The sequence below is a fragment of the Streptomyces sp. NPDC047841 genome, assembly GCF_040704085.1.
Lineage (GTDB): Bacteria > Actinomycetota > Actinomycetes > Streptomycetales > Streptomycetaceae > Streptomyces > Streptomyces argyrophylli.
The window spans coordinates 141,038-163,051 of record NZ_JBEYRP010000001.1 but is presented as its reverse complement, the minus strand read 5'-3'; the positions used below and the strand labels follow the sequence as shown (position 1 = coordinate 163,051).

23 protein-coding genes and 1 pseudogene are annotated in these 22,014 nt (G+C 73.1%); 6 read left to right on the top strand and 18 right to left on the bottom strand.

Translation table 11 applies throughout. The annotated features are described in order from the left end of the window. Window positions 1-41: 41 nt before the first annotated feature. From AB0947_RS00690 to AB0947_RS00620, 15 genes are all read right to left on the bottom strand, one after another. Entirely contained in the window at window positions 42-779 is a 738-nt protein-coding gene (locus AB0947_RS00690) for a sirohydrochlorin chelatase (RefSeq protein ID WP_366748104.1), read from the bottom strand. 2 nt (window positions 780-781) lie between these two features. Further along, a complete protein-coding gene (locus tag AB0947_RS00685; protein ID WP_366748103.1) occupies window positions 782-1,666 on the bottom strand; it encodes an ABC transporter permease in 885 nt (294 codons plus the stop codon). Further along, a complete protein-coding gene (locus AB0947_RS00680; protein ID WP_366748102.1) occupies window positions 1,653-2,432 on the bottom strand; it encodes an ABC transporter ATP-binding protein in 780 nt (259 codons plus the stop codon). Before AB0947_RS00680 ends, AB0947_RS00685 begins: the two co-directional genes overlap by 14 nt. Before the next feature lie 35 nt (window positions 2,433-2,467). Then, entirely contained in the window at window positions 2,468-3,580 is a 1,113-nt protein-coding gene (locus AB0947_RS00675; RefSeq protein ID WP_366748101.1) for an aliphatic sulfonate ABC transporter substrate-binding protein, read from the bottom strand. Between the two features lie 233 nt (window positions 3,581-3,813). After that, window positions 3,814-5,148, bottom strand: a complete 1,335-nt coding sequence (locus AB0947_RS00670) for a GTP-binding protein (RefSeq protein ID WP_366748100.1) — start codon at window positions 5,146-5,148, stop codon at window positions 3,814-3,816. A 2-nt stretch (window positions 5,149-5,150) separates the two neighbouring features. Beyond that, window positions 5,151-6,086 carry a sulfate adenylyltransferase subunit CysD gene (gene cysD / locus AB0947_RS00665; RefSeq protein ID WP_366748099.1) on the bottom strand — a complete coding sequence of 312 codons (936 nt, stop codon included), beginning with the start codon at window positions 6,084-6,086 and terminating at the stop codon, window positions 5,151-5,153. After that, window positions 6,083-6,619: an adenylyl-sulfate kinase gene (gene cysC / locus AB0947_RS00660; protein ID WP_366748098.1), complete on the bottom strand. Its 537-nt coding sequence runs from the start codon at window positions 6,617-6,619 to the stop codon at window positions 6,083-6,085. The genes cysD and cysC overlap by 4 nt, the downstream gene beginning before the upstream one ends. 26 nt (window positions 6,620-6,645) lie before the next feature. After that, a complete protein-coding gene (locus AB0947_RS00655; RefSeq protein ID WP_366748097.1) occupies window positions 6,646-7,356 on the bottom strand; it encodes a phosphoadenylyl-sulfate reductase in 711 nt (236 codons plus the stop codon). Continuing rightward, window positions 7,353-7,535, bottom strand: a complete 183-nt coding sequence (locus AB0947_RS00650) for a hypothetical protein (protein WP_366748096.1) — start codon at window positions 7,533-7,535, stop codon at window positions 7,353-7,355. The genes AB0947_RS00655 and AB0947_RS00650 overlap by 4 nt, the downstream gene beginning before the upstream one ends. Further along, complete coding sequence (locus tag AB0947_RS00645; RefSeq protein WP_366748095.1) at window positions 7,532-9,229, bottom strand: nitrite/sulfite reductase; 1,698 nt, start codon at window positions 9,227-9,229, stop codon at window positions 7,532-7,534. The genes AB0947_RS00650 and AB0947_RS00645 overlap by 4 nt, the downstream gene beginning before the upstream one ends. A gap of 126 nt (window positions 9,230-9,355) precedes the next feature. Continuing rightward, the gene (locus tag AB0947_RS00640) at window positions 9,356-9,439 is read right to left on the bottom strand and encodes a putative leader peptide (protein WP_313958857.1); all 84 of its coding nucleotides are present in this window, start codon (window positions 9,437-9,439) and stop codon (window positions 9,356-9,358) included. Window positions 9,440-9,566: 127 nt separating this feature from the next. Continuing rightward, window positions 9,567-10,139: a GNAT family N-acetyltransferase gene (locus AB0947_RS00635; RefSeq protein ID WP_366748094.1), complete on the bottom strand. Its 573-nt coding sequence runs from the start codon at window positions 10,137-10,139 to the stop codon at window positions 9,567-9,569. Between the two features lie 181 nt (window positions 10,140-10,320). After that, window positions 10,321-11,655, bottom strand: a complete 1,335-nt coding sequence (locus tag AB0947_RS00630) for a hypothetical protein (RefSeq protein WP_366748093.1) — start codon at window positions 11,653-11,655, stop codon at window positions 10,321-10,323. A 154-nt stretch (window positions 11,656-11,809) separates the two neighbouring features. Then, window positions 11,810-13,105: a GAF domain-containing protein gene (locus AB0947_RS00625; protein ID WP_366748092.1), complete on the bottom strand. Its 1,296-nt coding sequence runs from the start codon at window positions 13,103-13,105 to the stop codon at window positions 11,810-11,812. Between the two features lie 278 nt (window positions 13,106-13,383). After that, the gene (locus AB0947_RS00620) at window positions 13,384-15,018 is read right to left on the bottom strand and encodes an acyl-CoA dehydrogenase family protein (protein WP_366748091.1); all 1,635 of its coding nucleotides are present in this window, start codon (window positions 15,016-15,018) and stop codon (window positions 13,384-13,386) included. A 152-nt stretch (window positions 15,019-15,170) separates the two neighbouring features. On the opposite strand from AB0947_RS00620, the gene AB0947_RS00615 reads away from it, so the two are divergent. Together AB0947_RS00615 and AB0947_RS00610 are read left to right on the top strand one after the other, a co-directional pair. Then, complete coding sequence (locus AB0947_RS00615; RefSeq protein WP_366748090.1) at window positions 15,171-16,370, top strand: YihY/virulence factor BrkB family protein; 1,200 nt, start codon at window positions 15,171-15,173, stop codon at window positions 16,368-16,370. A 97-nt stretch (window positions 16,371-16,467) separates the two neighbouring features. Continuing rightward, entirely contained in the window at window positions 16,468-17,157 is a 690-nt protein-coding gene (locus AB0947_RS00610; protein ID WP_366748089.1) for a helix-turn-helix transcriptional regulator, read from the top strand. Here AB0947_RS00610 and AB0947_RS00605 read toward each other — a convergent pair. Continuing rightward, window positions 17,137-17,541, bottom strand: coding sequence for a VOC family protein (locus tag AB0947_RS00605; protein WP_359266017.1), 405 nt, complete (start codon window positions 17,539-17,541; stop codon window positions 17,137-17,139). The genes AB0947_RS00610 and AB0947_RS00605 overlap by 21 nt on opposite strands. A gap of 141 nt (window positions 17,542-17,682) precedes the next feature. On the opposite strand from AB0947_RS00605, the gene AB0947_RS00600 reads away from it, so the two are divergent. From AB0947_RS00600 to AB0947_RS00590, 3 genes are all read left to right on the top strand, one after another. Then, window positions 17,683-18,339 carry a ThuA domain-containing protein gene (locus AB0947_RS00600; protein WP_366748088.1) on the top strand — a complete coding sequence of 219 codons (657 nt, stop codon included), beginning with the start codon at window positions 17,683-17,685 and terminating at the stop codon, window positions 18,337-18,339. 160 nt (window positions 18,340-18,499) lie between these two features. After that, on the top strand, window positions 18,500-19,363 hold the full coding sequence (locus tag AB0947_RS00595; protein ID WP_366748087.1) for an isocitrate lyase/PEP mutase family protein: 864 nt from the start codon (window positions 18,500-18,502) through the stop codon (window positions 19,361-19,363). Continuing rightward, entirely contained in the window at window positions 19,360-19,614 is a 255-nt protein-coding gene (locus AB0947_RS00590; protein ID WP_366748086.1) for a hypothetical protein, read from the top strand. Before AB0947_RS00595 ends, AB0947_RS00590 begins: the two co-directional genes overlap by 4 nt. A 60-nt stretch (window positions 19,615-19,674) precedes the next feature. Here the strand turns inward: AB0947_RS00590 and AB0947_RS00585 are convergent, their stop codons facing one another. Together AB0947_RS00585 and AB0947_RS00580 are read right to left on the bottom strand one after the other, a co-directional pair. Next, window positions 19,675-19,878 carry a hypothetical protein gene (locus tag AB0947_RS00585; protein WP_366748085.1) on the bottom strand — a complete coding sequence of 68 codons (204 nt, stop codon included), beginning with the start codon at window positions 19,876-19,878 and terminating at the stop codon, window positions 19,675-19,677. Window positions 19,879-19,964: 86 nt separating this feature from the next. Continuing rightward, window positions 19,965-20,172 (bottom strand): annotated as a pseudogene (locus AB0947_RS00580) (substrate-binding domain-containing protein); the annotation flags it as partial. 112 nt (window positions 20,173-20,284) lie between these two features. On the opposite strand from AB0947_RS00580, the gene AB0947_RS00575 reads away from it, so the two are divergent. Next, window positions 20,285-21,853, top strand: coding sequence for a carboxylesterase family protein (locus tag AB0947_RS00575; protein WP_366748084.1), 1,569 nt, complete (start codon window positions 20,285-20,287; stop codon window positions 21,851-21,853). Window positions 21,854-22,014 lie beyond the last annotated feature (161 nt).

Here is a 22,014-nt window from a genome sequence, read left to right as displayed (position 1 = left end):
GCGCGTACGGGGCGACGGCGATCCGCCGCTCCGCGTGGCGGTTACGCGCCGAGTGCGGTCAGGGCCGGCCGGCGCGCGCTGTCGTACCGCTGAAGCACCACCTGCGCCACCTCCGGTGCGGGGCCGAGCACTTCGGCGAGGACGTCCGCCTCGGCCGCGCCGCGTGCGATCCGGTCCGGCAGGAAGCCGGGGGCCAGGACGTACGGGGCGACGGCGACCCGCTCGCAGCCGAGGGCGCGCAGCTCGCGTACCGCGTCCTCGGTGCGGGGGAGGGACGCGGAGGCGAACGCGGGCCGCACGGCGCACCAGCCGGTGTGCCACCACTCCCGCGCGATGTCGGCGATCACCGCGATCGCCTCCGGGTCGGAGGACCCCGCCGAGGCCAGCACGACCCCGGTCGAGGACTTGCCGGCGGGTGACAGGCCCGCCTCGTACAGCCGCCGTTCCAGCGCGGACAGCAGCAGCGGGGACGGGCCGAGCACGTCCGCCTGCCGGATCCGCAGCCGCCCCGGCGCGTCCCGCAGCACGGCGGGGATGTCGGCCTTGGCGTGGAACGCGCGGGTCAGCAGCAGCGGCAGGGCGACGACGTCCCGCACGCCCTCCTCCGCCAGCGACCGGAGTACCCCGTGCACCGACGGGACGTTGAAGTCCAGGAACCCGGTCTCCACGCGCAGGCCCGGCCGCAGCGACCGCACCCGCCCCACCAGGGCGTGCACGGTCGCGGCGTGCCGCGGGTCGCGGCTGCCGTGGGCGATGACGAGGAGGACGGGAGGGCGCATGGTCAGCTCTTCACCAGCAGGCCGCGGCTGCGCAGCACCCACCGCTCCAGCGGACTGAAGATCAGCAGGTCGATGGCGATGCCGACGAACAGGATCAGGAAGATCGCCTCGAACACCATGGACATGGAGCTGGCGTTGCGGCCGTTCTCCAGCAGCGCGCCCAGGCCGATGCCGAGGTCGGGGGAGGAGGCGATGATCTCCGCGGCCATCAGCGAGCGCCAGGAGAAGGCCCAGCCCTGCTTCAGGCCCGCGAGGTAGCCCGGCAGCGCGGCCGGCAGGACGATGTGCCAGGCGCCCCGCACCCCGGTGGCGCCCATCGTGCGGCCCGCCCGCAGGAACAGCGGCGGCACCTGGTCGATGCCGGAGACCAGGCCGTTGGCGATCGACGGGACCGCGCCGAGCAGGATCACCGCGTACATCATCGAGTTGTCCAGGCCCAGCCAGATGACCGCGGGCGGCACCCACGCCACCGACGGCAGCGACTGCAGACCGGACAGCACCGGCCCGATGGCCGCCCGCACGAACTTAACCCGCGCCACCAGCAGGCCGAGCGGGGTGCCGATGACCAGCGCGAACAGGAAGCCCAGCAGACCGCGCGAGACGCTGGTCCAGATGTAGCCCAGTAGCGTGCCCTCCACCCAGGCACGCTTGAACTCGCCGCCGACGTCGGCGGGCGAGGGCAGCTTCGTCGGATCGTCGACGATCTTGAAGGAGATCAGCGCCTGCCACACGACCAGCACCACCACGGTGGCGATGAGCGGCGGCAGGATCTTCGCCGTGAACGTCTGCCGGAACGGCGTACGGCCGGCGGCGACGACCTCCAGTGCGTCCAGGCCCGCCTCGACGCTCCCCGCGTCCGTGACCGTCTTGGTCTCAGTGCTGGCCATGACGCCGGATCTCCCCACGCAGGACTTCGGTGATCTCCAAGGACAGTTCGGCCACCGGCGCGTCCTCGATGCGCCGCGGCTGCGGTATGTCCACCCGCCACTCACGGGCCACCCGGCCCGGCCGGGACGACAGCAGCACCACCCGCTGCGCGAGCCGTACCGCCTCGCGCACGTTGTGCGTGACGAACAGGACGGACACGCCGGTCTCCGCCCAGATCCGGGTCAGCTCGTCGTGCAGCAGGTCCCGGGTGATCGCGTCCAGCGCGGCGAACGGCTCGTCCATCAGCAGCAGCTGGCTGTCCTGGGCGAGCGCGCGGGCCAGGGCCACGCGCTGGCGCATGCCGCCGGACAGCTCGTGCACCCGCTTGCCGTACGAACCCTGCAGCCGCACCAGTTCGAGCAGCCGCTCGGCCCGCTCACGGCGCTCGTTCTTCGGCACGCCCCTGAGCCTGAGGGCGAGTTCGATGTTCTTGCCCGCGGTCAGCCACGGGAACAGGGCGTGCTCCTGGAACATCAGGGCCGGACGCCCGTCGGTCGCGATGCTGCCGGCGGAGGGCCGGTCCAGCCCCGCCACCAGGTTCAGCAGCGTCGACTTGCCGCAGCCCGAGGCCCCCAGGAGGGTGACGAACTCACCCGGTGCGACATCCAGGCTGATGTCGTCCAGGACGAGCTGCTGCCCGCCCGGTGTCGCGAAGGACTTCGAGACGTGCTCGATGCGCGCCGCGTGCTCGACCGTCTCGGCGGCCTCGGCGAAGGTCGTTGCCATGGTCGTCACCTCCTGGGAACTCATCGGCTACGGGACTACCGGGCGCCGAGTCCGGCGTCGCTGACGGTGTGCTCGCCCTCGGCCTGGAGGACCTTGTTCAGGAGGGTGAGGTCATAGATGCCGTCCAGCTTGGGGTTGTCCAGCAGGCCGGCCTTGACGGCGTGCTTCGCCTCGGTGTCGAGGGTCGCGGCCAGCGGGTCGTCGGTGAACTGGACGGACTTCCACGCCGGGTCCAGGACCTTCGCGGGCAGCTCCTTGCCGGAGTCGATGCCCAGCTGCTTGTTGGCCGCGGCCTTCGCCTCGTCCGGGTTGGCGTTGATCCACTTGTTGGTCTCGACCGACGCCTTCAGGACCGCCTCGACGGCCTTCGGGTGCTCCTTGAGGAACTTCTGCGACACGATGATGTTCGTGATCACGAACTTCTTGTCCGGCCACAGCGTCGACTCGTCCAGCAGCACCTTGCCGCCCTCGGCGACCAGCTTCGAGGCGGTCGGCTCCGGCACCCAGGCACCGTCGATGGAGCCGGACTTGTAGGCGTCCGGGGTCACCTTGTTGTCCGTGCGGACGACGGACACGTCACCCTTGCCGCTCTGCGCGTCGACCTTCCAGCCCTGCTCGGCCACCCAGTTGAGGAACGCCACGTCCTGCGTGTTGCCCAGCTGCGGGGTGGCGATCTTCTTGCCCTTGACGTCCTTCAGGGACTTGATCTTGTCCGGGTTGACGACCAGCTTCACCCCGCCGGAGGCCGAACCTCCGATGATGCGCAGGCTCTTGCCGTCGGACTTGGTGTAGCCGTTGATCGCCGGGGAGGGGCCGATCCAGCCGATGTCGATGGAACCCGAGTTCAGCGCCTCGATCTCGGACGGACCGGCGTTGAAGATCTGGTACTTGGCCTCGGTGGCACCCAGCTCCTTCTGGAAGAAGCCCTTCTGGTTGCCGACCAGGGCGGTGGCGTGGGTGAGGTTGCCGAAGTAGCCGATCTTGACGGAGCCGAGCCCGTCGATCTTCTTGGCGCCGGTGGCTATCTTGGCGCCCGCGTTGTCGTCCTTGGAGTCGGACCCGTAGCCGCAGGCCGCGAGGGACAACAGGGGCAGTGCGGCGATCGCGGCGAGTCCGCGGCGAAGCAGGGCGGAGCGGTTGGCAGGCACGGGAGGCTTTCCTCTCGTTGGCCCGGCGGTCACGGGCTTTCAGGTCGTGGCCGGGAGTTCGGCAAGGGTCTTCGTCGCGTCCGGGACGTCGGGTGGGGGGACGGGGCGCGCAAGCGGTGCGCGTACGTCAGCGCGCACATCGCGCCACCCCGCCCTGCCCGCTGCCGAGGGCGCCGCTGCCGACGCGGCCGCCCTCCTTGGCGAACGTCGAGTAGAAGTCGGTGGGGTTCATCTCAGAAGTCCCAGCCCTCGTCGTCGGCCGCGTCCTTGACCGGCTCGGGGGAGGCGAACGACTCGCCGACCATGCCCGCGGTGAGCGTGGTGCCGTCGGCGGGGTCGATCAGGATGAAGGAGCCCGTGCGGCGCGAGTCGGCGTAGGAGTCGACCGGCAGCGGCTCGGCGGTGCGGATCTTCACCCGGCCGATGTCGTTGGCGACGAGCTGTCCCGGGTGCGGGTGCAGGGACAGGTCGTCGAGCGTCAGCCGGGACGGGATGTCCTTCACGATCGCCTTGACCGTGCGGGTGCCGTGCTTGAGCAGCACCCGGTGCCCGACGGTCAGCGGCGCGTCGGCGACGTGGCAGACGGTCGCCTCCACGTCCTGCGTGGTGGCCGGGGCGTCCTTCGTCGGCACGATCAGGTCGCCGCGCGAGACGTCGATGTCGTCCGCGAGCCGCACCGTCACCGACTGCGTCGTCCAGGCCACGTCGACCGGCTCGCCGAGCAGGTCGATGCCGGAGATCGTCGAGGTGCGGCCGGACGGCAGGACGGTGACCGGCTCGCCCACGCGGAACGTGCCGGCCGCGATCTGGCCCGCGTAGCCCCGGTAGTCCGGGTGCTCGGCGGTCTGCGGCCGGATCACGTACTGCACGGGCAGCCGCGCGTGGCAGTGCGCCAGGTCGTGGCTGACCGGCACGGTCTCCAGGTGCTCCAGCACGGTTGGACCGCCGTACCAGTCCATGGTCGCGGACGGCTCCACCACGTTGTCGCCGGCCAGCGCCGAGATCGGGATCGCGGTGACCTCCGGGACGCCCAGCTCGGTCGCGTACGCCGTGAACTCCTCGGCGATCGCGGCGAAGACCTTCTCCTCGTAGCCGACGAGGTCCATCTTGTTGACGGCGAGGACGACGTGCGGGACGCGCAGGAGGGCCGCGATGGCCGCGTGCCGGCGGGTCTGCTCGACCACGCCGTTGCGGGCGTCGACCAGGATCACCGTCAGCTCGGCCGTGGAGGCGCCGGTGACCATGTTGCGGGTGTACTGCACATGGCCCGGGGTGTCGGCGAGGATGAACCGGCGGCGCGGGGTCGCGAAGTAGCGGTAGGCGACGTCGATGGTGATGCCCTGCTCGCGTTCGGCGCGCAGGCCGTCGGTGAGCAGCGCGAGGTCGGGGGCGTCCTGGCCCCGGCTCGCGGAGGCGCGCTCGACGGCCTCCAGCTGGTCGGCGAGGACCGACTTGGAGTCGTGCAGCAGCCGCCCGACGAGCGTGGACTTGCCGTCGTCGACGGAGCCGGCGGTGGCGAACCGCAGCAGGGTGGTGGCCGGGAGCGCCTCGGTCGTGGTCGTGCTCATGCTTAGAAGTACCCCTCGCGCTTGCGGTCTTCCATCGCGGCCTCGGACAGCTTGTCGTCGGCGCGGGTCGCGCCCCGCTCGGTCAGCCGGGACGCGGCGATCTCGGCGATGACCTTCTCGATCGTGCCGGCGTCGGAGTCGACCGCGCCGGTGCAGGACATGTCGCCGACGGTCCGGTAGCGCACCTGCCGCTTCTCGACCGTCTCGCCGTCCTTGGGCCCGCCCCACTCCCCGGCCGTCAGCCACATCCCGTCGCGCTGGAACACCTCGCGCTCGTGGGCGAAGTAGATCTCCGGCAGCTCGATGCCCTCGCGGGCGATGTACTGCCAGACGTCCAGCTCGGTCCAGTTGGACAGCGGGAAGACCCGCACGTGCTCACCGGGGGCGTGCCGGCCGTTGTACAGGTTCCACAGCTCGGGCCGCTGGCGGCGCGGGTCCCACTGGGAGAACTCGTCGCGCAGGGAGAACACCCGCTCCTTGGCGCGGGCCTTCTCCTCGTCACGCCGGCCGCCGCCGAAGACGGCGTCGAACTTCTCGCTCTGGATCTTCTCCGTCAGGGGGAGGGTCTGGAGCGGGTTGCGGGTGCCGTCGGGGCGTTCCTTGAGCACACCGCGGTCGATGTAGTCCTGGACGGAGGCCACATGGAGTCGCAGCCCATGTGCGGCCACCACACGGTCCCGGTATTCAAGGACCTCCGGGAAGTTGTGTCCGGTGTCCACATGGAGCAGCGCGAACGGCACCGGCGCGGGGGTGAAGGCCTTCAGCGCGAGGTGCAGCATGACGATGGAGTCCTTGCCGCCGGAGAACAGGATCACCGGGTTCTCGAACTCGCCCGCGACCTCGCGGAAGATGTGGACCGCCTCGGACTCCAGCGCGTCCAGGTGCGACAGCGCGTACGGGCTGTCCGTGCCCTCGTCCACCGTGGCGACCGTGGTCATGCCAGTCCCCTCTCGCTCAGCAGCGCGTACACCGACGCGGCCGACTCCTGGACCGTCTGGTGCTGCGACTCGATCCGCAGATCCGGCGTCTCCGGCTCCTCGTACGGGTCGTCGACCCCGGTGAGCCCGGTCAGCTCGCCCGCGGCCTGCTTGGCGTACAGCCCCTTCACGTCGCGCACGCTGCACACCTCGACCGGGGTCGCCACATGGACCTCCAGGTACGGCGTCCCGTTCTCCTCGTGCCGCTTGCGCACCGCGTCCCGGCTGTCCGTGTACGGCGCGATCACCGGCACCAGCGCCTTGACGCCGTTGCGGGCCAGCAGCTCGGCGACAAAGCCGATGCGCTGGACGTTGGTGTGCCGGTCCTCCCGGGAGAAGCCGAGGCCCGCCGAGATGAACTCGCGGATCTCGTCGCCGTCGAGCACCTCGACACGGTGGCCCCCGGCACGCAGCCGGTCCGCCAGCGCGTACGCGATGGTGGTCTTGCCGGCGCTCGGCAGACCCGTGAGCCAGACGGTGGCTCCGGTCGTCACGTGGTTCTCCTGAATCCGCTCGTTCGTCATCCGTGCAGCCCGCACTCGGTCTTCGCCCGGCCCGCCCAGCGGCCGGCCCGCGCGTCCTCGCCCTCCAGGACCCTGCGGGTGCATGGGGCGCAGCCGACGGAGGCGTAGCCGTCCGTCAGCAACGGGTTGGTGAGCACGCCGTGTTCGGTGATGTACGCGTCCACGTCGTCCTGCGTCCAGCGGGCGATGGGCGAGATCTTGACCTTCCGCCGCTTCTCGTCCCAGCCGACGACCGGGGTGTTCGCCCGGGTCGGGGACTCGTCGCGGCGCAGGCCCGTCGCCCACGCCTGGTAGTTCTCCAGGCCCTCCGCCAGCGGCCGGACCTTGCGCAGCGCGCAGCACAGGTCGGGGTCGCGGTCGTGCAGCCTCGGGCCGTACTCGGCGTCCTGTTCGGCGACCGTCTGCTTCGGCGTGAGGGTGATGACGTTGACGTCCATCACCGCCTCCACGGCGTCCCGGGTCCCGATGGTCTCCGGGAAGTGGTAGCCGGTGTCGAGGAAGACGACGTCCACGCCCTTGAACACGCGCGAGGCGAGATGGGCGACCACGGCGTCCTCCATGGAGGAGGTGACGCAGAACTTCGTGCCGAAGGTGTCCACCGCCCACTGGAGGATCTCCAGCGCGGAGGCGTCCTCCAGGTCACGGCCCGCCTGTTCGGCGAGTGCCTTCAACTCCTCGCTCGTAAGCTCTTCCTGAGCCGTCGTCATATCAGCTCGTCCCCTCCGTTGTCGGCTCGCCGCAGCCCCTGGGCGAGCAGCCCGAGGAACTTCAGCCGGAACGCGCGGTTGCAGGCCCCGCACTCCCAGGCGCCGTGACCCTCGCCGCTCGGGCGCAGGTCCTCGTCGCCGCAGTAGGGGCAGTAGAAGGGCGCGGCCCGCTCGCTCACGACAGCGCCTCCTCGCTCGCCCGCGCCGCCCAGGCCGCGAACCGCTCGCCGTCCTCGCGCTCGGCCTGGAACCGCCTGAGCACCCGCTCGATGTAGTCGGGCAGCTCCTCCGCGGTGACCTTCAGGCCGCGCACCTTGCGGCCGAAGCCCGGCTCCAGCCCGAGGGCGCCGCCCAGGTGCACCTGGTAGCCCTCGACCTGCTCGCCCCGGTCGTCCAGGACCAGCTGCCCCTTGAGACCGATGTCCGCGACCTGGATACGGGCGCAGGCGTTCGGGCAGCCGTTGAGGTTGATGGTGATCGGCTCGTCGAAGTCCGGGAGCCGGCGCTCCAGTTCGTCGATCAGCGTGGAGCCGCGCTGCTTGGTCTCCACGATGGCGAGCTTGCAGAACTCGATGCCGGTGCAGGCCATGGTGCCGCGCCGGAAGGAGGACGGCCGGGCGGTGAGGTCGAGCGCCTCCAGGCCCTCCACCAGCGAGTCGACCCGGTCCTGCTCGACGTCGAGAACGATCATCTTCTGCTCGACGGTGGTGCGGACCCGGCCCGAGCCGTGCGCCTCCGCCAGGTCGGCGACCTTCGTCAGCGTGGCCCCGTCGACCCGGCCGACGCGCGGTGCGAAACCGACGTAGAACCGGCCGTCCCTCTGCCGGTGCACGCCGATGTGGTCGCGCCACTGCTGCACCGGCTGCTCCGGGGCGGGCCCGTCGACCAGCTCGCGCTTGAGGTACTCGTCCTCCAGCACCTGGCGGAACTTCTCCGCGCCCCAGTCGGCGACGAGGAACTTCAGCCGGGCCCGGTTGCGCAGCCGCCGGTAGCCGTAGTCACGGAAGATCGAGATGACGCCCTCGTAGACGTCCGGCACCTCGTCGATCGGCACCCAGGCGCCGAGCCGCACGCCCAGCTTGGGGTTGGTGGACAGGCCGCCGCCGACCCAGACGTCGAAGCCCGGGCCGTGCTCGGGGTGGCGGACGCCGACGAAAGCGACGTCGTTGATCTCGTGCACGACGTCCAGCAGCGGCGAACCCGAGATGGCCGTCTTGAACTTGCGCGGGAGGTTGGAGTACGCCTTGTTGTTCAGGACGCGGCGCTTCATCTCCTCCAGCGCCGGCGTGGCGTCGATGATCTCGTCCTCGGCGATGCCCGCCACCGGGGAGCCGATCATCACACGCGGGGTGTCACCGCAGGCGGTGACGGTGGACAGGCCCACGCCCTCCAGCCGTTCCCAGATCGCGGGCACGTCCTCGATCCGGATCCAGTGGTACTGGACGTTCTGCCGGTCGGTGATGTCCGCCGTGCCGCGCGCGAACTCCTGCGAGATCTCGCCGATCACCCGCAGCTGCGCCGTGGTCAGCGCCCCGCCGTCGATGCGGACGCGCAGCATGAAGTACTCGTCGTCCAGCTCCTCCGGCTCCAGGATCGCGGTCTTGCCGCCGTCGATGCCGGGCTTGCGCTGGGTGTACAGCCCCCACCAGCGCATCCGGCCGCGCAGGTCGTTCGGGTCGATCGAGTCGAAGCCGCGCTGGGAGTAGACCGTCTCAATGCGTGTCCGCACATTGAGACCGTCGTCGTCCTTCTTGAACTGCTCGTTGCCGTTGAGCGGGGTGAAGTGGCCAACGGCCCACTGGCCCTCACCGCGGTGACGGCTCACCTTGCGGCGGGGCGCGGAGGCGGCAGGGTTCTGTGGGGTGGCGGCCATGGAGGTACGTCCTTCGGGACAGGCGGGAAAGCGGCTGACCTGCGCGTGCGTGCGCATGCGGCATGGGTGCGCGGCGTTGCGCACACGGGATCAGAGACGAGAGGGGAACGGCGGTGCTGGGAGGCGTCAGCTCACCGGACAGATGGCGCTGGACATGCGGCCGAGGTCGACGTGCCGCCGACTCACCAAGGCAATTCCAGTTCCGGGCATGACGGAAGCGTGTCACGGCGATCTGGACACAGTCCAGCTTCATCCATCATGCGGACACCCTTGTCCCGGAATGTGGAACAAGGGTGTTGTCGCTCACATGCGTCGCCGGAGGGCTTGTCCCGGCAGGTCAGGCGGGGTATGCGCCGGGCCAGGGCCCCGGAGTGGCCACGTCCGGCTCCAGCTCCACCCTGGTGTCGAACAGCTTGAAGCCGCGCCGCTGGTAGTTGGCCATCGCGAACTCGCCGTCCTTGCTGCACGTGTGCAGCCACACCCGCTTCGTCGGCTTCCGGCCGGGCCACCGCTCGGCCAGGTCCCACGCGCGGGCCGTCCCGTACGCCAGCAGGTGGCTGCCGATGCGCCGGCCGCGGAAGGCGGGGATCAGCCCGAAGTAGACGATCTCGACCGCGCCCTCGTCCTGCGCCTCCAACTCGACGTAGCCGGCCGGGGTGCCGTGGTCGTAGGCCACCCAGGTCTCCACGCCGGGCCGCTCCAGGTACTCCCGCCACCGCGCGTAGGTCCACCCCAGCCGGTCGGTCCAGCGGATGTCGCCGCCGACCGAGGCGTACAGAAACCGGCTGAACTCGGGGGAGGGCACCTCGGCGCGGACGATCCGGACGTCGCCGTCGGGGGCGGCGGCGGGCAGGAGGTCGGCCGAGGAGGTCTGCTCCAGGGACCAGGTGGTGACGGGCGCGCTGCTCATGCGGGCCAGGGAACCATCCCGCGACCCGGTCTGTCGATCCGCCCCGGCAACACGACCCTGGAGTCGAGCGGCACGAGGGTCCTCGCAGCGGAGGGGTGCGGGGCCGCCGGAGCCGGGGAAGTGCGGGGGCCGTCGGAGCCGGGCGGGACAGCCTGTCCGGAGCCGGGGGGCGGGGCGGCCGTCAGTTCAGGGAGTGGTCCAGTTCGGCGAGCGAGAGTGCGAACAGCATGCGGTCGGACAGCGACCACACCTCGCCGGTCTCCTGCCAGTAGGACAGGGAGCCCGCGTCCTGCGCCCAGCAGCGGTCCGAGGCGTCGGCGCCGCAGCGGGCCGCCCGGGCGCCCCGGGTGTCCTGCCGCCACAGCCCGCCGTGCCCGTCCTGCGAGTCGGGCAGCCGTCCCACATACCAGGACGGCCGGTCCGCCCCGGGCTTCCGGTACGGCAGCAGGCCCCGGATCCCGTCCGCCCGGGTCCGGTACGCCTCCACCGCGTCCACCCGCCCCCACGCGTCCGTGGCGAGCGGCCCGGGACGCGCCGGATCGTCACCGAAGGCGTACCGCCACAGCCGGGCGCGCTTGTCGCCGCCGGGCGCGGTCGACTCCGCGGCGACCAGGCTGTCGGGTGTCGTACCGCGGTCGAGGGCGAGCGCGCCGGGACAGGGCGGGCCCGAGGGGGCGCAGCGGCCGGAGGTGAAGCGGTACGAAGCGACCGCGGGCAGCACGAAGTCGTGGCCGTCGGCGGACCAGCCGCCGGGCACACGGCCGATCGCCGGCCCGTCGACCGTGGTGCGCTGGATGCGGTCCAGGTCGTAGACGTAGAGCGCGTCGGCGCCGCCGGCCGTGGTGGTGACCAGCAGCTTGTTCCGGTGCCAGACCATGCCGGTAAGGCCGGAGGTCAGGCCCCGGTAGTCCCGGCCGCCGTCGACCGGCACGACCAGGAGCACCCAGCGGTAGGAGAGGTGGGCGGGGTCGTCCGCGTCGACGAAGGCGACCCGGGCCAGACCGCGCTCGTCGGGGCGGCCGGTGGTGGTGCGGTGGGTCCAGCCGGCGAGGACGACCCGGTGGGTGCCCCAGACGCCGTCCTCGTCGGCGTCCCCGGAGGTGGTCACCGAGGCGGGCCGCCAGTCGCCGGCGGCGGTGTCGGCCGGGTCCCAGCAGTAGGCGCGGGAGGCGGCCGGGGCGACGGGCAGGGAGGCGCGGTCGCCGGCGGAGCAGCCGTCGCCCTCGCGCATCGTCCGGTCGGTGCTCCGGAGCACGGTGTCCACGCCGACCGGGCGGCCCATCGCGGTGGCGAGCCGGTCCAGGGAGCGCGCGGGGACCCGGTGCTCCTGGAGGCGGAGCCGGCTGATGTCCGCCGGGGAGGTCATCGGCTTCAGCGCGCCCGGGTCGTCGGTGACGTCGGCCTGGGAGGCGCTGATCAGCGTGGCCGCGGCGGTGAGCGCGAGCGCGGTGCCGGTCAGGACCGCGCGCAGCGCCGCGCCCCTTCTGCGTCGACGGTGTCTGCCGCGATGCTTCATCTCTCCTCCAGAGGGCGGGCCAACTGCGTCTCACGATCTGTGGGTTGACGCGAGGAGCAGGTGGGGAGGCCCGTACGGGATGCTACGGCAGGAAGGAGCCGCGCAGGGCCAAGACCGCGCAGATGGGCGGAAGACGCACGTGCGGGCCGGACGGTCACCTCGGTCCGGGCTGCTCGCTCCGGCCGTCGTGCACGGCATTCCGCTTGCGGGTCACCGCCGGTGCTGTCGACTGCGGAAGCAGGTGGGACGGATCGTCTGGAAGGATCACGTCCACTTCCGCATCGGCACGGAAACGATACGGCCGATGCTGCAGGAGTTCCCCAAGATACCTGCGGATCCTGGACATCTCGGCCCGTACGGTCACCGTCCGGGACGGATCGCCGAACAGATCCCCGGCCAGCGCGGCCGCCCCGCGCCCCGCACGGTGCTCGGCGAGCAGGAACAGCAACTCGGCATGGCGCGGGCTCAGTTCCCGCGACCAGGATCCCGCCGAGGCCGTGACCGTCACCGTGCGGCGGCCCGGCCCGGCGAGGTCCAGCACGATCCGGCCGGCACCGGCGCACGGCTCCTCCTCCGCCCGCAGCAGCCAGCCCCCGGCCAGCGGCTCCACCGCGCAGGAACCGAGCGAGGGCAGCCACCGGCGGCCCGGCGCCAGCGTCCTGGGCAGCGTCACCCGCCGTACGTACGGCATTCCGGTCACGGCCGCCGCCCAGCCGTCGCGGTCCACCACCAGCGCCCGCCCGGCCAGCCGGGCCAGCACCGGCGCCGCCACCGCCCGCAGCCGCTCCAGGGAGGCCAGGTGGCGCTCCCGCAGCCGAGCCTCGGCGAGCTTGGCGACCGAGTCCACCCAGGCGAGGGTCGCCGGATGCATGGTCTCCAGCGGGCCGCTGACGTCCACCACACCGAGCAGCCGCCCGTCCCGCGGATCGGTGATCGGCGCGCCCGAGCAGGTCCACGAGGCGTGCGACCGTACGAAGTGCTCGCCGGCGAACACCTGGACCGGCCGCCGTACCACCGCCGGCGTGCCCACGCCGTTGGTGCCGACGACGTCCTCCCGCCAGTCCGCGCCGAGTTCGAAGCCGAGCCCGTCCGCCTTCCGCAGGACCGACGGCGCACCCTCCCGCCACAGCACGCGCCCGTCGGCGTCCGCGACGACCATGATGTGCCGGGCGACGTCCGCGACCGAGAGCAGCCCCTCCCGCAGCACCGGCAGGACATGCCGCAGCGGCGACTCCTCCCGCCGGCGCCGCACCTCGTCCGAGGGCAACAGCCCTGACCTGAAGTCGTGTTCGGGGTCGACGCCGCTGCGCAGCATCCGCCCCCACGACTGCTCGATCACCGGGCGGGGCGCCAGCCGCGTACGCTGACCGGCCAGCGTGGCCTCGCGCACCTCGCTCAGCACCCGCGCCGCCTGCGCTGCGTCCACGGCGGCCAGGCGCGCCACGTTCATCGGCGGGTTCACCACTGCGGTCCTCCCGGAAAGGGGCGTCGAAAGAGACGTGCACAGCCGTCCGGGCGGCGGTTTCCGGTCCGGCTGCGCCTCTCATACTGCCGTTCCGGACATGGCGGAGGCACAGACTCCGCGCATGTGCCCCCATAAGTTGCAACCCCCTGCAACCCTGGTGAACCTCCGGTACCTGGCCGAGACTTGACCTAGGTGGTGGGGGGTGGTGCCGTGTCGGCGCAGCACCACCCCCTCCCTCCGGGACCCCGGCCGGGTACGGCAGGTCAGGCCGGCCGCGCCCGATCCACCACCGGCTCCAGGTCCAGGCCCGCCGGCAGCGTGCCGAAGGACGCGCCGTGATCGCCGCCCAGCCGGGAGGCGCAGAAGGCGTCGGCCACCTCCGGCGGGGCGTACCGCACCAGCAGGGAGCCCTGGAGGACCAGCGCGAGCCGCTCCGCCAGGCGCCGGGCACGCCCCTCGACACCGTCCAGGTCCGCGAGTTCGGTGAACAGGTCCTTCACCGCCCGGTCCAGGCGGTGGTCCGAGCCGTGCGCCCGGCCGATCTCGATGAGGCAGGCGTCCAGTGCGCCCGGCTCCCGCCGCAGCGCCCGCAGCACGTCCAGCGCCTGTACGTTCCCCGCGCCCTCCCAGACGGAATTCAGCGGCGACTCCCGCACCAGCCGGGGCAGCCCGGACTCCTCCACGTACCCGTTGCCGCCCAGGCACTCGGCGGCCTCCACGGCCACCGGGGCGCACCGCTTGGTGATCCAGTACTTCGCCGCCGGCACCGCGAGCCGCAGGAAGGCCCGCTCCTGCTCGCCACCGTCGTCCCAGGCCGCGGCCAGCCGCAGCGCGAGCGCGGTGGCCGCCTCCGACTCCAGTGCCAGATCGGCGAGGACGTTGCGCATCAGCGGCTTGTCGACCAGCTTCCCGCCGAACGCCTCCCGGTGCGCGCAGTGGTGCACGGCCTGCGCCACCGCCTGCCGCATCAGGCCCGCCGAGCCGAGCGCGCAGTCCAGCCGGGTCGCGGCGACCATCCCGATGATCGTGCGCACCCCGCGCCCCTCCTCGCCGACCCGGCGCGCCCAGGTGCCGTCGAACTCGACCTCCGCTGAGGCGTTCGAGCGGTTGCCCAGCTTGTCCTTCAGCCGCTGGAGCCGGAAGACGTTGCGGGTGCCGTCGGGCAGGACCCGCGGGACCAGGAAGCAGGTGAGCCCGCCGGGGGCCTGCGCGAGCACCAGGAACGCGTCCGACATCGGCGCCGAGCAGAACCACTTGTGCCCCGTCAGCACGTACGCGCCGTCCTCCGCGAGGGGGCGCGCCGCGGTGGTGTTCGCGCGGACGTCGCTGCCGCCCTGCTTCTCGGTCATCGCCATGCCGAACACGGCGCCGGGCTTCTGTCCGGCCGGCCGCAGTTCCCGGTCGTAGATCGTGGACACCAGCCGGGGCTCCCACTCGGCGGCCAGCTCCGGGTCGGCGCGCAGGGCGGGCACGGCCGCGTGCGTCATCGACAGCGGGCAGCAGGTGCCCGCCTCGACCTGCGTCCAGACCAGGAACCCGGCCGCCCGGCGCACGTGCCCCGACGGGCGCGCCCAGGCGCCGGTCAGCCCGGCCGAGACGCCCTTGCCGAGCAGCCGGTGCCAGGCGGGGTGGAAGTCGACCTCGTCGATCCGGTGGCCGTACCGGTCGTGGCTGCGCAGCCGGGGCGGATGCTCGTTCGCCTGCGCCGCCCACTCGTGGAGCTGCTCAGAACCGGCGGCCCGGCCGAGCGCGGACAGCTCGGCGCGCACCTCGTCCAGGACGTCGGCGCCGGTGTACCGGTCGACGGCCTCGACGAGGGCCCGGTCGGCGGTGAAGACGTCGTAGCCGGCGAGCGGCGGCGGCTGGTTCGTCACGGTGTGGGTGGAGGTGCCTGCCATGGTTGCGAACCTACCCGGGACGGCGGCGGTGATGGCTCCGGAGTGGCGCAGCGCCGGAAATCGACGCGTCCGCCGACGTGTCCGCCGACGCGTCCCCCGGTGATCGCCCCCGGAGGGTGAGGGCGGGCCGGTGCGGCGGCTACCGTTAGGACGTGCAGCCAGCAAGTGAAACCCCCGAGCGGCCGGCCGGCCGGCTCCACCGTGCCAGAGCCCTCTACCGGAACGTCTCCAAGCGCCGGACCGCCTGGCTGTTGCTCAAGGACACCGTCAACTCCTGCATGGAGTACCGCATCCTGGGCCTGGCGGCCGAGGCGGCGTTCTTCACGCTGCTGTCCGTGCCGCCGCTGCTGCTGAGCCTGATCGGGCTCCTCGGCTACGTCGACGACTGGACCGGCGCCGACACCATCCACAGCCTGGAGACCAACCTCCTGGAGGCCTCCCGCACGGTGCTGTCCGACAAGGGCGTCAAGGACATCGCCGAGCCGATCCTGCACGACGTGATGAAGGGCGGCCGGCCCGACGTCATCTCCATCGGCTTCCTGTTCGCCCTGTGGTCCGGTTCCCGCGCGGTGAACGTCTTCATCGACACCATCACCGTCATGTACGGCCTCGACGGTGTCCGGGGCATCGTCAAGACCCGGATCATGGCGTTCCTGCTGTTCATCGTGGGGCTGCTGATCGGCTCGGTGGCGCTGCCGCTGATGGTGGCCGGGCCGGACGCGGTGGTGCGGATCCTGCCCTGGTCGGAGACGGTCGTCCAGGTCCTGTACTGGCCGGTCGTGATCGTCCTGTCCATCGTCTTCCTGACGACGCTGTACCACGTGTCCGTGCCGGTCCGCTCCCCGTGGATCGAGGACGTGCCCGGCGCGCTGGTCGCCCTCGCCATGTGGGTCCTCGGCAGCTTCCTGCTGCGCATCTACCTCACCAGCACCATCGAGGGCGCCACCATCTACGGTTCCCTCGCCGCCGCCGTCGCCGTCCTGCTGTGGATCGGTGTGTCCGCGTTCGCCGTGCTCGTCGGCGCGGCCGTCAACGCGGCCATCGACCGGGTCTGGCCGGCCGCGGCCACGGCCGCCGCGCGCGAGGCCAACGAGCGGGTGCGGCACGCGCAGGTCGCCGAGTACGTCGCCCGCGCCGCGGCGGTCCGGGACACCGACCCCGACGACCCCGACATGCCCTCCGAGTTCCCCGAGCGCTGGTCCCGCTTCCTGCCCCCGGAGGACGTGACGGCCCGCCTGCGCACCCACGCGAAGAACCCGCACCACGCGCACAAGGGGAACGGGCGCGCGGGGGGCACCGGACGCGCCGGGAACGAGGACGGGAACGGGGACGCGGCGCATCCGCTGCGGTGACCGTCGGCCCGCCCGCACGGACCCTGCGGTGGGCCGGCGGGGTCCTGCCCTCCGCAGAAGGCCCCGCGGCCGTCGGCGGCGGCGTACGCTGACCGTCGTGTACATGGAGCGGGCGTCCAGGCTGGCCGGTGCGGTCGTGTGGACGAACTGCCCGGCCGGCGGCGGTGTCCGGCCCGTGCTGCCCGACGGGTGCATGGATCTGCTGTGGAGCGAGGGGCGGCTGCTGGTGGCCGGCCCCGACACCCGCCCCTACCTCCCCGAGGCCCCGGCGCGTTCCTGGGCGGGCGTCCGCTTCTTCCCCGGCACCGCGCCCGCCCTGCTCGGCGTCCCGGCGCACGAACTGCGCGACCTCCGCGTGGAGCTGGCGGACCTCTGGCCCGCCGTGAGCGTCCGCCGGCTGCGCGACGGACTCGCGGCGGCCCCCGACCCGGCGCGCGCACTGGAGGACATCGCCCTCGGCCGGGCGGCGGAGGCCGGTGCCCCGGACCCGCTGCCGCGCCGGGTGGTGGAGTGCCTGGACGCGGGCCGCACGGTGGCCGCCACGGCCGCCGTACTGGGCCTCGGCGAACGCCGGTTGCACCGCCTCTGCCTGACCGCCTTCGGGTACGGCCCGAAGACCCTGGCCCGCGTCCTGCGCCTCCAGCGGGCGCTGGCCCTGGCCCGTTCCGGGACGCCGTACGCGGAGACGGCGGTCCGCGCGGGCTACGCGGACCAGCCCCATCTGGCGCGGGAGGTGCGGCGGCTGGCGGGGATGCCGCTCGGGGCCCTACTCGCCGGGCGCGGGTAGCGGGGCGAACAGGTCGACCGCGTTGCCGTCGGGGTCGTGCACGGTGGCGTACCGCTGCCCCCAGAAGGCGTCCCACGGCTTGAGTTCCCCGTGGTGCCCGGCGGCCACCAGCTCCTCGTAGCGGGCGTCGACCTCGGCGGGGGAGTCGCAGCGGAAGGCGAGCGCGACCCGCCCTCCCCCGGCGGGCGGCCGCCAGCCGGGGTGGAAGGAGCGGATGGTCTCCTCGGTGTCCAGGGCGAGCACCAGCCCGCCGGGCAGTTCGGCCTCGACATGGGGCTGGTCCTCGGCCCCGTCGGGGAAGACCAGTCCGAGGCGGCGGTAGAAGGCGAGGGAGGCGGCCAGGTCGGAGGCGACCAGGCCGATCACGGCGAATCGTACGGTCATGCGGCCACCGTAGGCGGCGGCCGGTCAGCCGGTCTTGAAGGAATCGGACACCGGCGGGGCGTGCCGAGGCGTTCGCAGTCCGTCGCCGTGCACGGGGACGACGGCGACGGAGCCCTCCGGGCGACCCTAGAGTCCCGTGGCATGTCTCCTCGTCTCCTGCTCTACACCCGCACTGCCGACTACCGCCACGACTCCCTCCCGGACGCGGTCGCCGCCGTCCGGGCGCTGGGCGGGTTCGCCTGCGAGCACACCGAGGACCCCGCGGACCTCGAACGCCCGCTGGAGTCGTTCGCGGCCGTGGTCTTCCTCTCCACCAGCGGTGACGTGCTGACCCCGGCCGGGCGCGAGCGGCTGGAGCGGTACGTCCGGTCGGGCGGCGGCTTCGCCGGGGTGCACGCGGCGGCCTGCACCGAGTACGGCTGGCCGTACTACGGCGAACTCCTCGGCGCCCGCTTCACCCGGCACCCCGCCCACCAGCCGGGCCGGGTCCTCGTCGCCGACCCCGCCCACCCCGCGACCCGGCGGCTGCCGTCCGTCTGGGAGTTCACCGACGAGTGGTACGACTTCGACCGCGTCCCGGGCGGCGGGGCACGCGTGCTGCTGCGCGCCGACGAGACGTCGTACGACGGCGGCGGGATGGGCGCGGACCACCCGCTGGCCTGGTGCTACGAGCGGGGTCCTGGAGGCGGACGCGTGTTCTACACGGCCCTCGGCCACGCCGCCGGCGCCTACCGCGACCCGGTCTTCCTGGCCCACCTGAACGGCGGCCTCACCTGGGCCGCAGCGGCCGCCCAGTGACGTTTCTGCGGTGAACCGGTTGCGCCGTTGGAGTGAGTAAAGCTCGCGTAGGAGGAAGGTCACGTGACTATCTAGGGATGCTCTTGTCTTGGCAAAGGGCGTCGAGACGCGGCGGCCCCCCTTCCGCCCCGCGTCACCCACCCACAGGAGGAGCCGGACCTTGACTTACGGAAACAAGCTGCGCGAGCGCATCGCCGGTCCCGGAACCACACCGCTGATCGGCGTGTACGACATGTACTCGGCGTCGATCGCGGCCAAGCACTACGACGGGATGTTCGTATCGGGCTTCGGCTTCGCGGCCTCGTACTACGGACTGCCGGACATCGGATTCATCGCCTGGCCCGACATGGTGGCCTTCGTCCAGCGGCTGCGCGGAGCCTTCCCCCACCACCACCTGCTGGTCGACATCGACGACGGGTACGTCGACCCCGAGGTCGCCTGTCACGTCGTCGAGGGGCTGGAGCGCATCGGTGCCTCCGGGGTGATCCTGGAGGACCAGAAGCGGCCCCGCCGCTGCGGCCACGCCGACGGCAAGCAGGTCCTGCCCCTGGAGGAGTACCTGGAGAAGCTGCACAAGGTCCTGGAGACCCGCAAGGACCTGGTCGTCGTCGCCCGTACGGACGCCACCGACGAGCACGACATCCTGCACCGCGCCGAACGGCTGGCGGCCACCGACGCCGACGTGGTGCTGGTCGACGGGGTGCGCAGCGTCGAGTGGATCAAGCGGATCCGTGAGGTCGTCGGGGGCAAGCCTCTGCTGTTCAACCAGATCGCGGGCGGCAAGTCGCCCCGGCTGTCCCTCGGCGAGCTGTCCGACCTCGGCGTGGACGTCGCCATCTACAGCACCCCGTGCCTGTTCGCCGCGCACGAGGCGGTGGACTCCGCGCTCGCCGGCCTGAAGGCGGCCGACGGCCGGCTGCCGGAGGTGGATCCGGCGAGCGGCGTCGGCGTGCAGGCCTCCACCAGCCTGCTGGAGCGCAACATCGCCCGTGAGCGGCTCACCCCCGAGGGCGTGGGCGTGTGAGCGGTGCCGTACCGCGGCTCGGCATGGCCACGGCGGTGGCCGCCGCGCTCCTCGGGGCCGGTGCCGTGCCCGCGGTCGCGTCCGGGGGCCTGATCACCGTGATCGACAACTCCCACGCCGACTCCTGGCTGGAGGTCGACCGCGCGGCCAACGTCCAGACCGGCAGCGGTACCGCCGGCAGCGACCACGACGGCAGCGCCGTGGACGTGGTCGAGGCCCTCGTCGGGGCCGACCGCGGCGAGCGGGACTGACGGCCCATCGGACAGCGCGACGGCCGGGCGCCCCCTGCGGGAGGTGCCCGGCCGTCGTGCTCAGTCCTCCCCGAGGCCGGGCCGGCCGTTCTCGTCGAGCTCGACGTCCTCCTTCGGCTCGTGCTCGCCGGCGGGCGAGGCCACGATGGCGCGCCGCTGTCCCGGAGCGAGGGTGCGGCAGCCGGCGTGGGCGGTGCCGTAGGCGGTGACCAGGGCGACCGCGGCCACAAAGAGGGCCGCGGCGATACGCGTGGAGTGCTTCATGCCCGGCGAACGAGCCCGACCGGGCCCGGGTCACCTCCCGCGCCCGCACCCAGCGCCGGCATCACGCGTCCGGCCGGTCCCGCGGGTCACGGGAGGCACGCGGCGGGGCCCTTCCCGGGCGGGGCCGCGCTCGCGCGCCGTACCGGCCGTGTCGACAGCTCCGTCCGGGTCCCCCTCCGGGCGGTCGCCGCGCATCCTCGGCACCAGCAGCCGCAGCGCCATCGCCGCCGTCTCCGCCTGCGGCAGGCGCACGGTCGTCAGCGCCGGGGCGGCCCAGCGCGCCTCCGGCAGATCACCGCTGTACCCGGACGGCCCACGCCGGGGATCCGTGCACCGGAATACGTCCCGCCGCTGTGGTGCTCTTGGTGGGACGAGGCACGCGCGCGTGGCGAAGGGCTGGTGGGCGATGACAGCAGACCAGACGGGCCCCGTGGTCAGAACGCCCCACGGGGCCGTACGCGGCCGGTACGAGCGGGGGATCGCGGTCTTCCGGGGCGTCCCGTACGCCGCCCCGCCCTTCGGCGCCCTCCGGTTCCGCCCGCCCCGGCCGCCCGAGCCCTGGGACGGGGTCCGGGACGCCGGCGCGTTCGGGCCGACCGCGCCGAAGCCGGCGTACTCGGACGCGTTCGCCCAGTACCTGTCCGACCCCGTGATCCCCGGCGACGACTGCCTGAACCTGAACGTCTGGACCCCCGAGCCGGGGCCCGGCGCCCGGCTCCCGGTCCTGCTCTGGCTGCACGGCGGCGCGCTGACCCGGGGTTCCTCGGCGGTCCCGGTGTACGACGGCCGCACCTTCGCGCGCGACGGGGTCGTCTGCGTCTCGGTCAACTACCGGCTGGGGGTGGAGGGCTACGGCCTGTTCCCCGACGCGCCCCCGAACCCCGGCCTGCGCGACCAGCTCGCCGCGCTGCGCTGGGTGCACGAGTCGATCGAGGCCTTCGGCGGCGACCCGGGCCGGATCACCCTGTGCGGCCAGTCGGCCGGTGCCATCAGCGCCGGCGTCCTCCTCGCCGCGCCCCAGGCGCGGGGCCTGGTCCGGCGGGCGGTCCTGCAGAGCGGCGCGCCCGAGGCCGTCGACCGCGACAAGGTACGGCGCATGGTGCGCCGGATGGCCGGCCGGCTGAAGATCCCCGCCACCGCCGAGGCGTTCGCCGCGGTCGACCGCGCCCTGCTGCTGCGCACACAGGCCGAGGTCGGCCGGCTCAGCAGCCCGGTGCTGGGCGGGCCCGCGTTCGGCATGGTCGTGGACGGCGACCTGGTCCCCCGCGACCCGCTGAAGGCACTGACCGAAGGCTCCGCCGCCGGGGACGCCGAGCTGCTCATGGGGTGGACCCGGGACGAGTACCGGCTGTGGCTGGTCCCGGGTGGACTGCTGGAGCGCGTCGACCGGCTCGGCGCGGTCGCCCTGGCCGGTGCGATGGCCCGCTGCCACGCCGGGCACGACGTGCCGCGCGGCTACCGGACGCTGCACCCGGACGCCGGGACCGCCGAGGTAGTCGGCCAGATGGTCACCGACCACCTGCTGCGGGTGCCGCTGTACCGGCTCGCCGACGCCCGCCCGGGCGCCAGTCACCTCTACGAGTTCGCGTGGCCCTCCCTGCTGCCCGGCCTCGGTGCCTGCCACGCCCTGGAGCTGGGGTTCGTCTTCGACAGCGGGGACGTGCCCGAGTCGCGGAAACTGGCCGGCGAGGGCGCCCCGCAGGAGCTGGCCGACGCGATGCACACCGCCTGGGTGCGGTTCGCGACGAGCGGGGACCCCGGCTGGGCGGCCTGGGACGCGACCCATCCGGTGCGGGTCTTCGGCGAGGGGGAGCCGTACACCGCGCAGGGTCCGCGGGACGCGGAGATCGGCCTCTGGCCGACCGCCCGCGCCGTCCCGGAGCCCGGCCCCGCGTCCGGGGCGCGGGCGCCGGGGGCCGAGCTGACGGCGGCGGTACGGCGTCTGCGGCGCTCGGTGGTGGTCCGGCACCGCTGACGACCGGCCCACGAGACGTGTGGTCCTCCGGCAACGGACCCCGGCACCGGCGGACCGGCCCGGGGAGCCGTCTTCGCGCGGGCGTCGGCCGCGTCGGGGTCCGGCTCGCGGAACCCCGGCCCCGGGTGCCCGTGCCCCTGGACGCACCCCGTCCGGCGCCG

Excerpts from the sequence above, each read along its gene's own strand:
- AB0947_RS00690 (WP_366748104.1), bottom strand. The coding sequence starts at position 779 with ATGCGCCCTCCCGTCCTCCTCGTCATCGCCCACGGCAGCCGCGACCCG.
- AB0947_RS00685 (WP_366748103.1), bottom strand. The coding sequence starts at position 1,666 with ATGGCCAGCACTGAGACCAAGACGGTCACGGACGCGGGGAGCGTCGAG.
- AB0947_RS00680 (WP_366748102.1), bottom strand. The coding sequence starts at position 2,432 with ATGGCAACGACCTTCGCCGAGGCCGCCGAGACGGTCGAGCACGCGGCG.
- AB0947_RS00670 (WP_366748100.1), bottom strand. The coding sequence starts at position 5,148 with ATGAGCACGACCACGACCGAGGCGCTCCCGGCCACCACCCTGCTGCGG.
- cysD (WP_366748099.1), bottom strand. The coding sequence starts at position 6,086 with ATGACCACGGTCGCCACGGTGGACGAGGGCACGGACAGCCCGTACGCG.
- AB0947_RS00655 (WP_366748097.1), bottom strand. The coding sequence starts at position 7,356 with ATGACGACGGCTCAGGAAGAGCTTACGAGCGAGGAGTTGAAGGCACTC.
- AB0947_RS00645 (WP_366748095.1), bottom strand. The coding sequence starts at position 9,229 with ATGGCCGCCACCCCACAGAACCCTGCCGCCTCCGCGCCCCGCCGCAAG.
- AB0947_RS00640 (WP_313958857.1), bottom strand. The coding sequence starts at position 9,439 with ATGCCCGGAACTGGAATTGCCTTGGTGAGTCGGCGGCACGTCGACCTC.
- AB0947_RS00635 (WP_366748094.1), bottom strand. The coding sequence starts at position 10,139 with ATGAGCAGCGCGCCCGTCACCACCTGGTCCCTGGAGCAGACCTCCTCG.
- AB0947_RS00630 (WP_366748093.1), bottom strand. The coding sequence starts at position 11,655 with ATGAAGCATCGCGGCAGACACCGTCGACGCAGAAGGGGCGCGGCGCTG.
- AB0947_RS00625 (WP_366748092.1), bottom strand. The coding sequence starts at position 13,105 with ATGAACGTGGCGCGCCTGGCCGCCGTGGACGCAGCGCAGGCGGCGCGG.
- AB0947_RS00620 (WP_366748091.1), bottom strand. The coding sequence starts at position 15,018 with ATGGCAGGCACCTCCACCCACACCGTGACGAACCAGCCGCCGCCGCTC.
- AB0947_RS00605 (WP_359266017.1), bottom strand. The coding sequence starts at position 17,541 with ATGACCGTACGATTCGCCGTGATCGGCCTGGTCGCCTCCGACCTGGCC.
- AB0947_RS00600 (WP_366748088.1), top strand. The coding sequence starts at position 17,683 with ATGTCTCCTCGTCTCCTGCTCTACACCCGCACTGCCGACTACCGCCAC.
- AB0947_RS00585 (WP_366748085.1), bottom strand. The coding sequence starts at position 19,878 with ATGAAGCACTCCACGCGTATCGCCGCGGCCCTCTTTGTGGCCGCGGTC.
- AB0947_RS00575 (WP_366748084.1), top strand. The coding sequence starts at position 20,285 with ATGACAGCAGACCAGACGGGCCCCGTGGTCAGAACGCCCCACGGGGCC.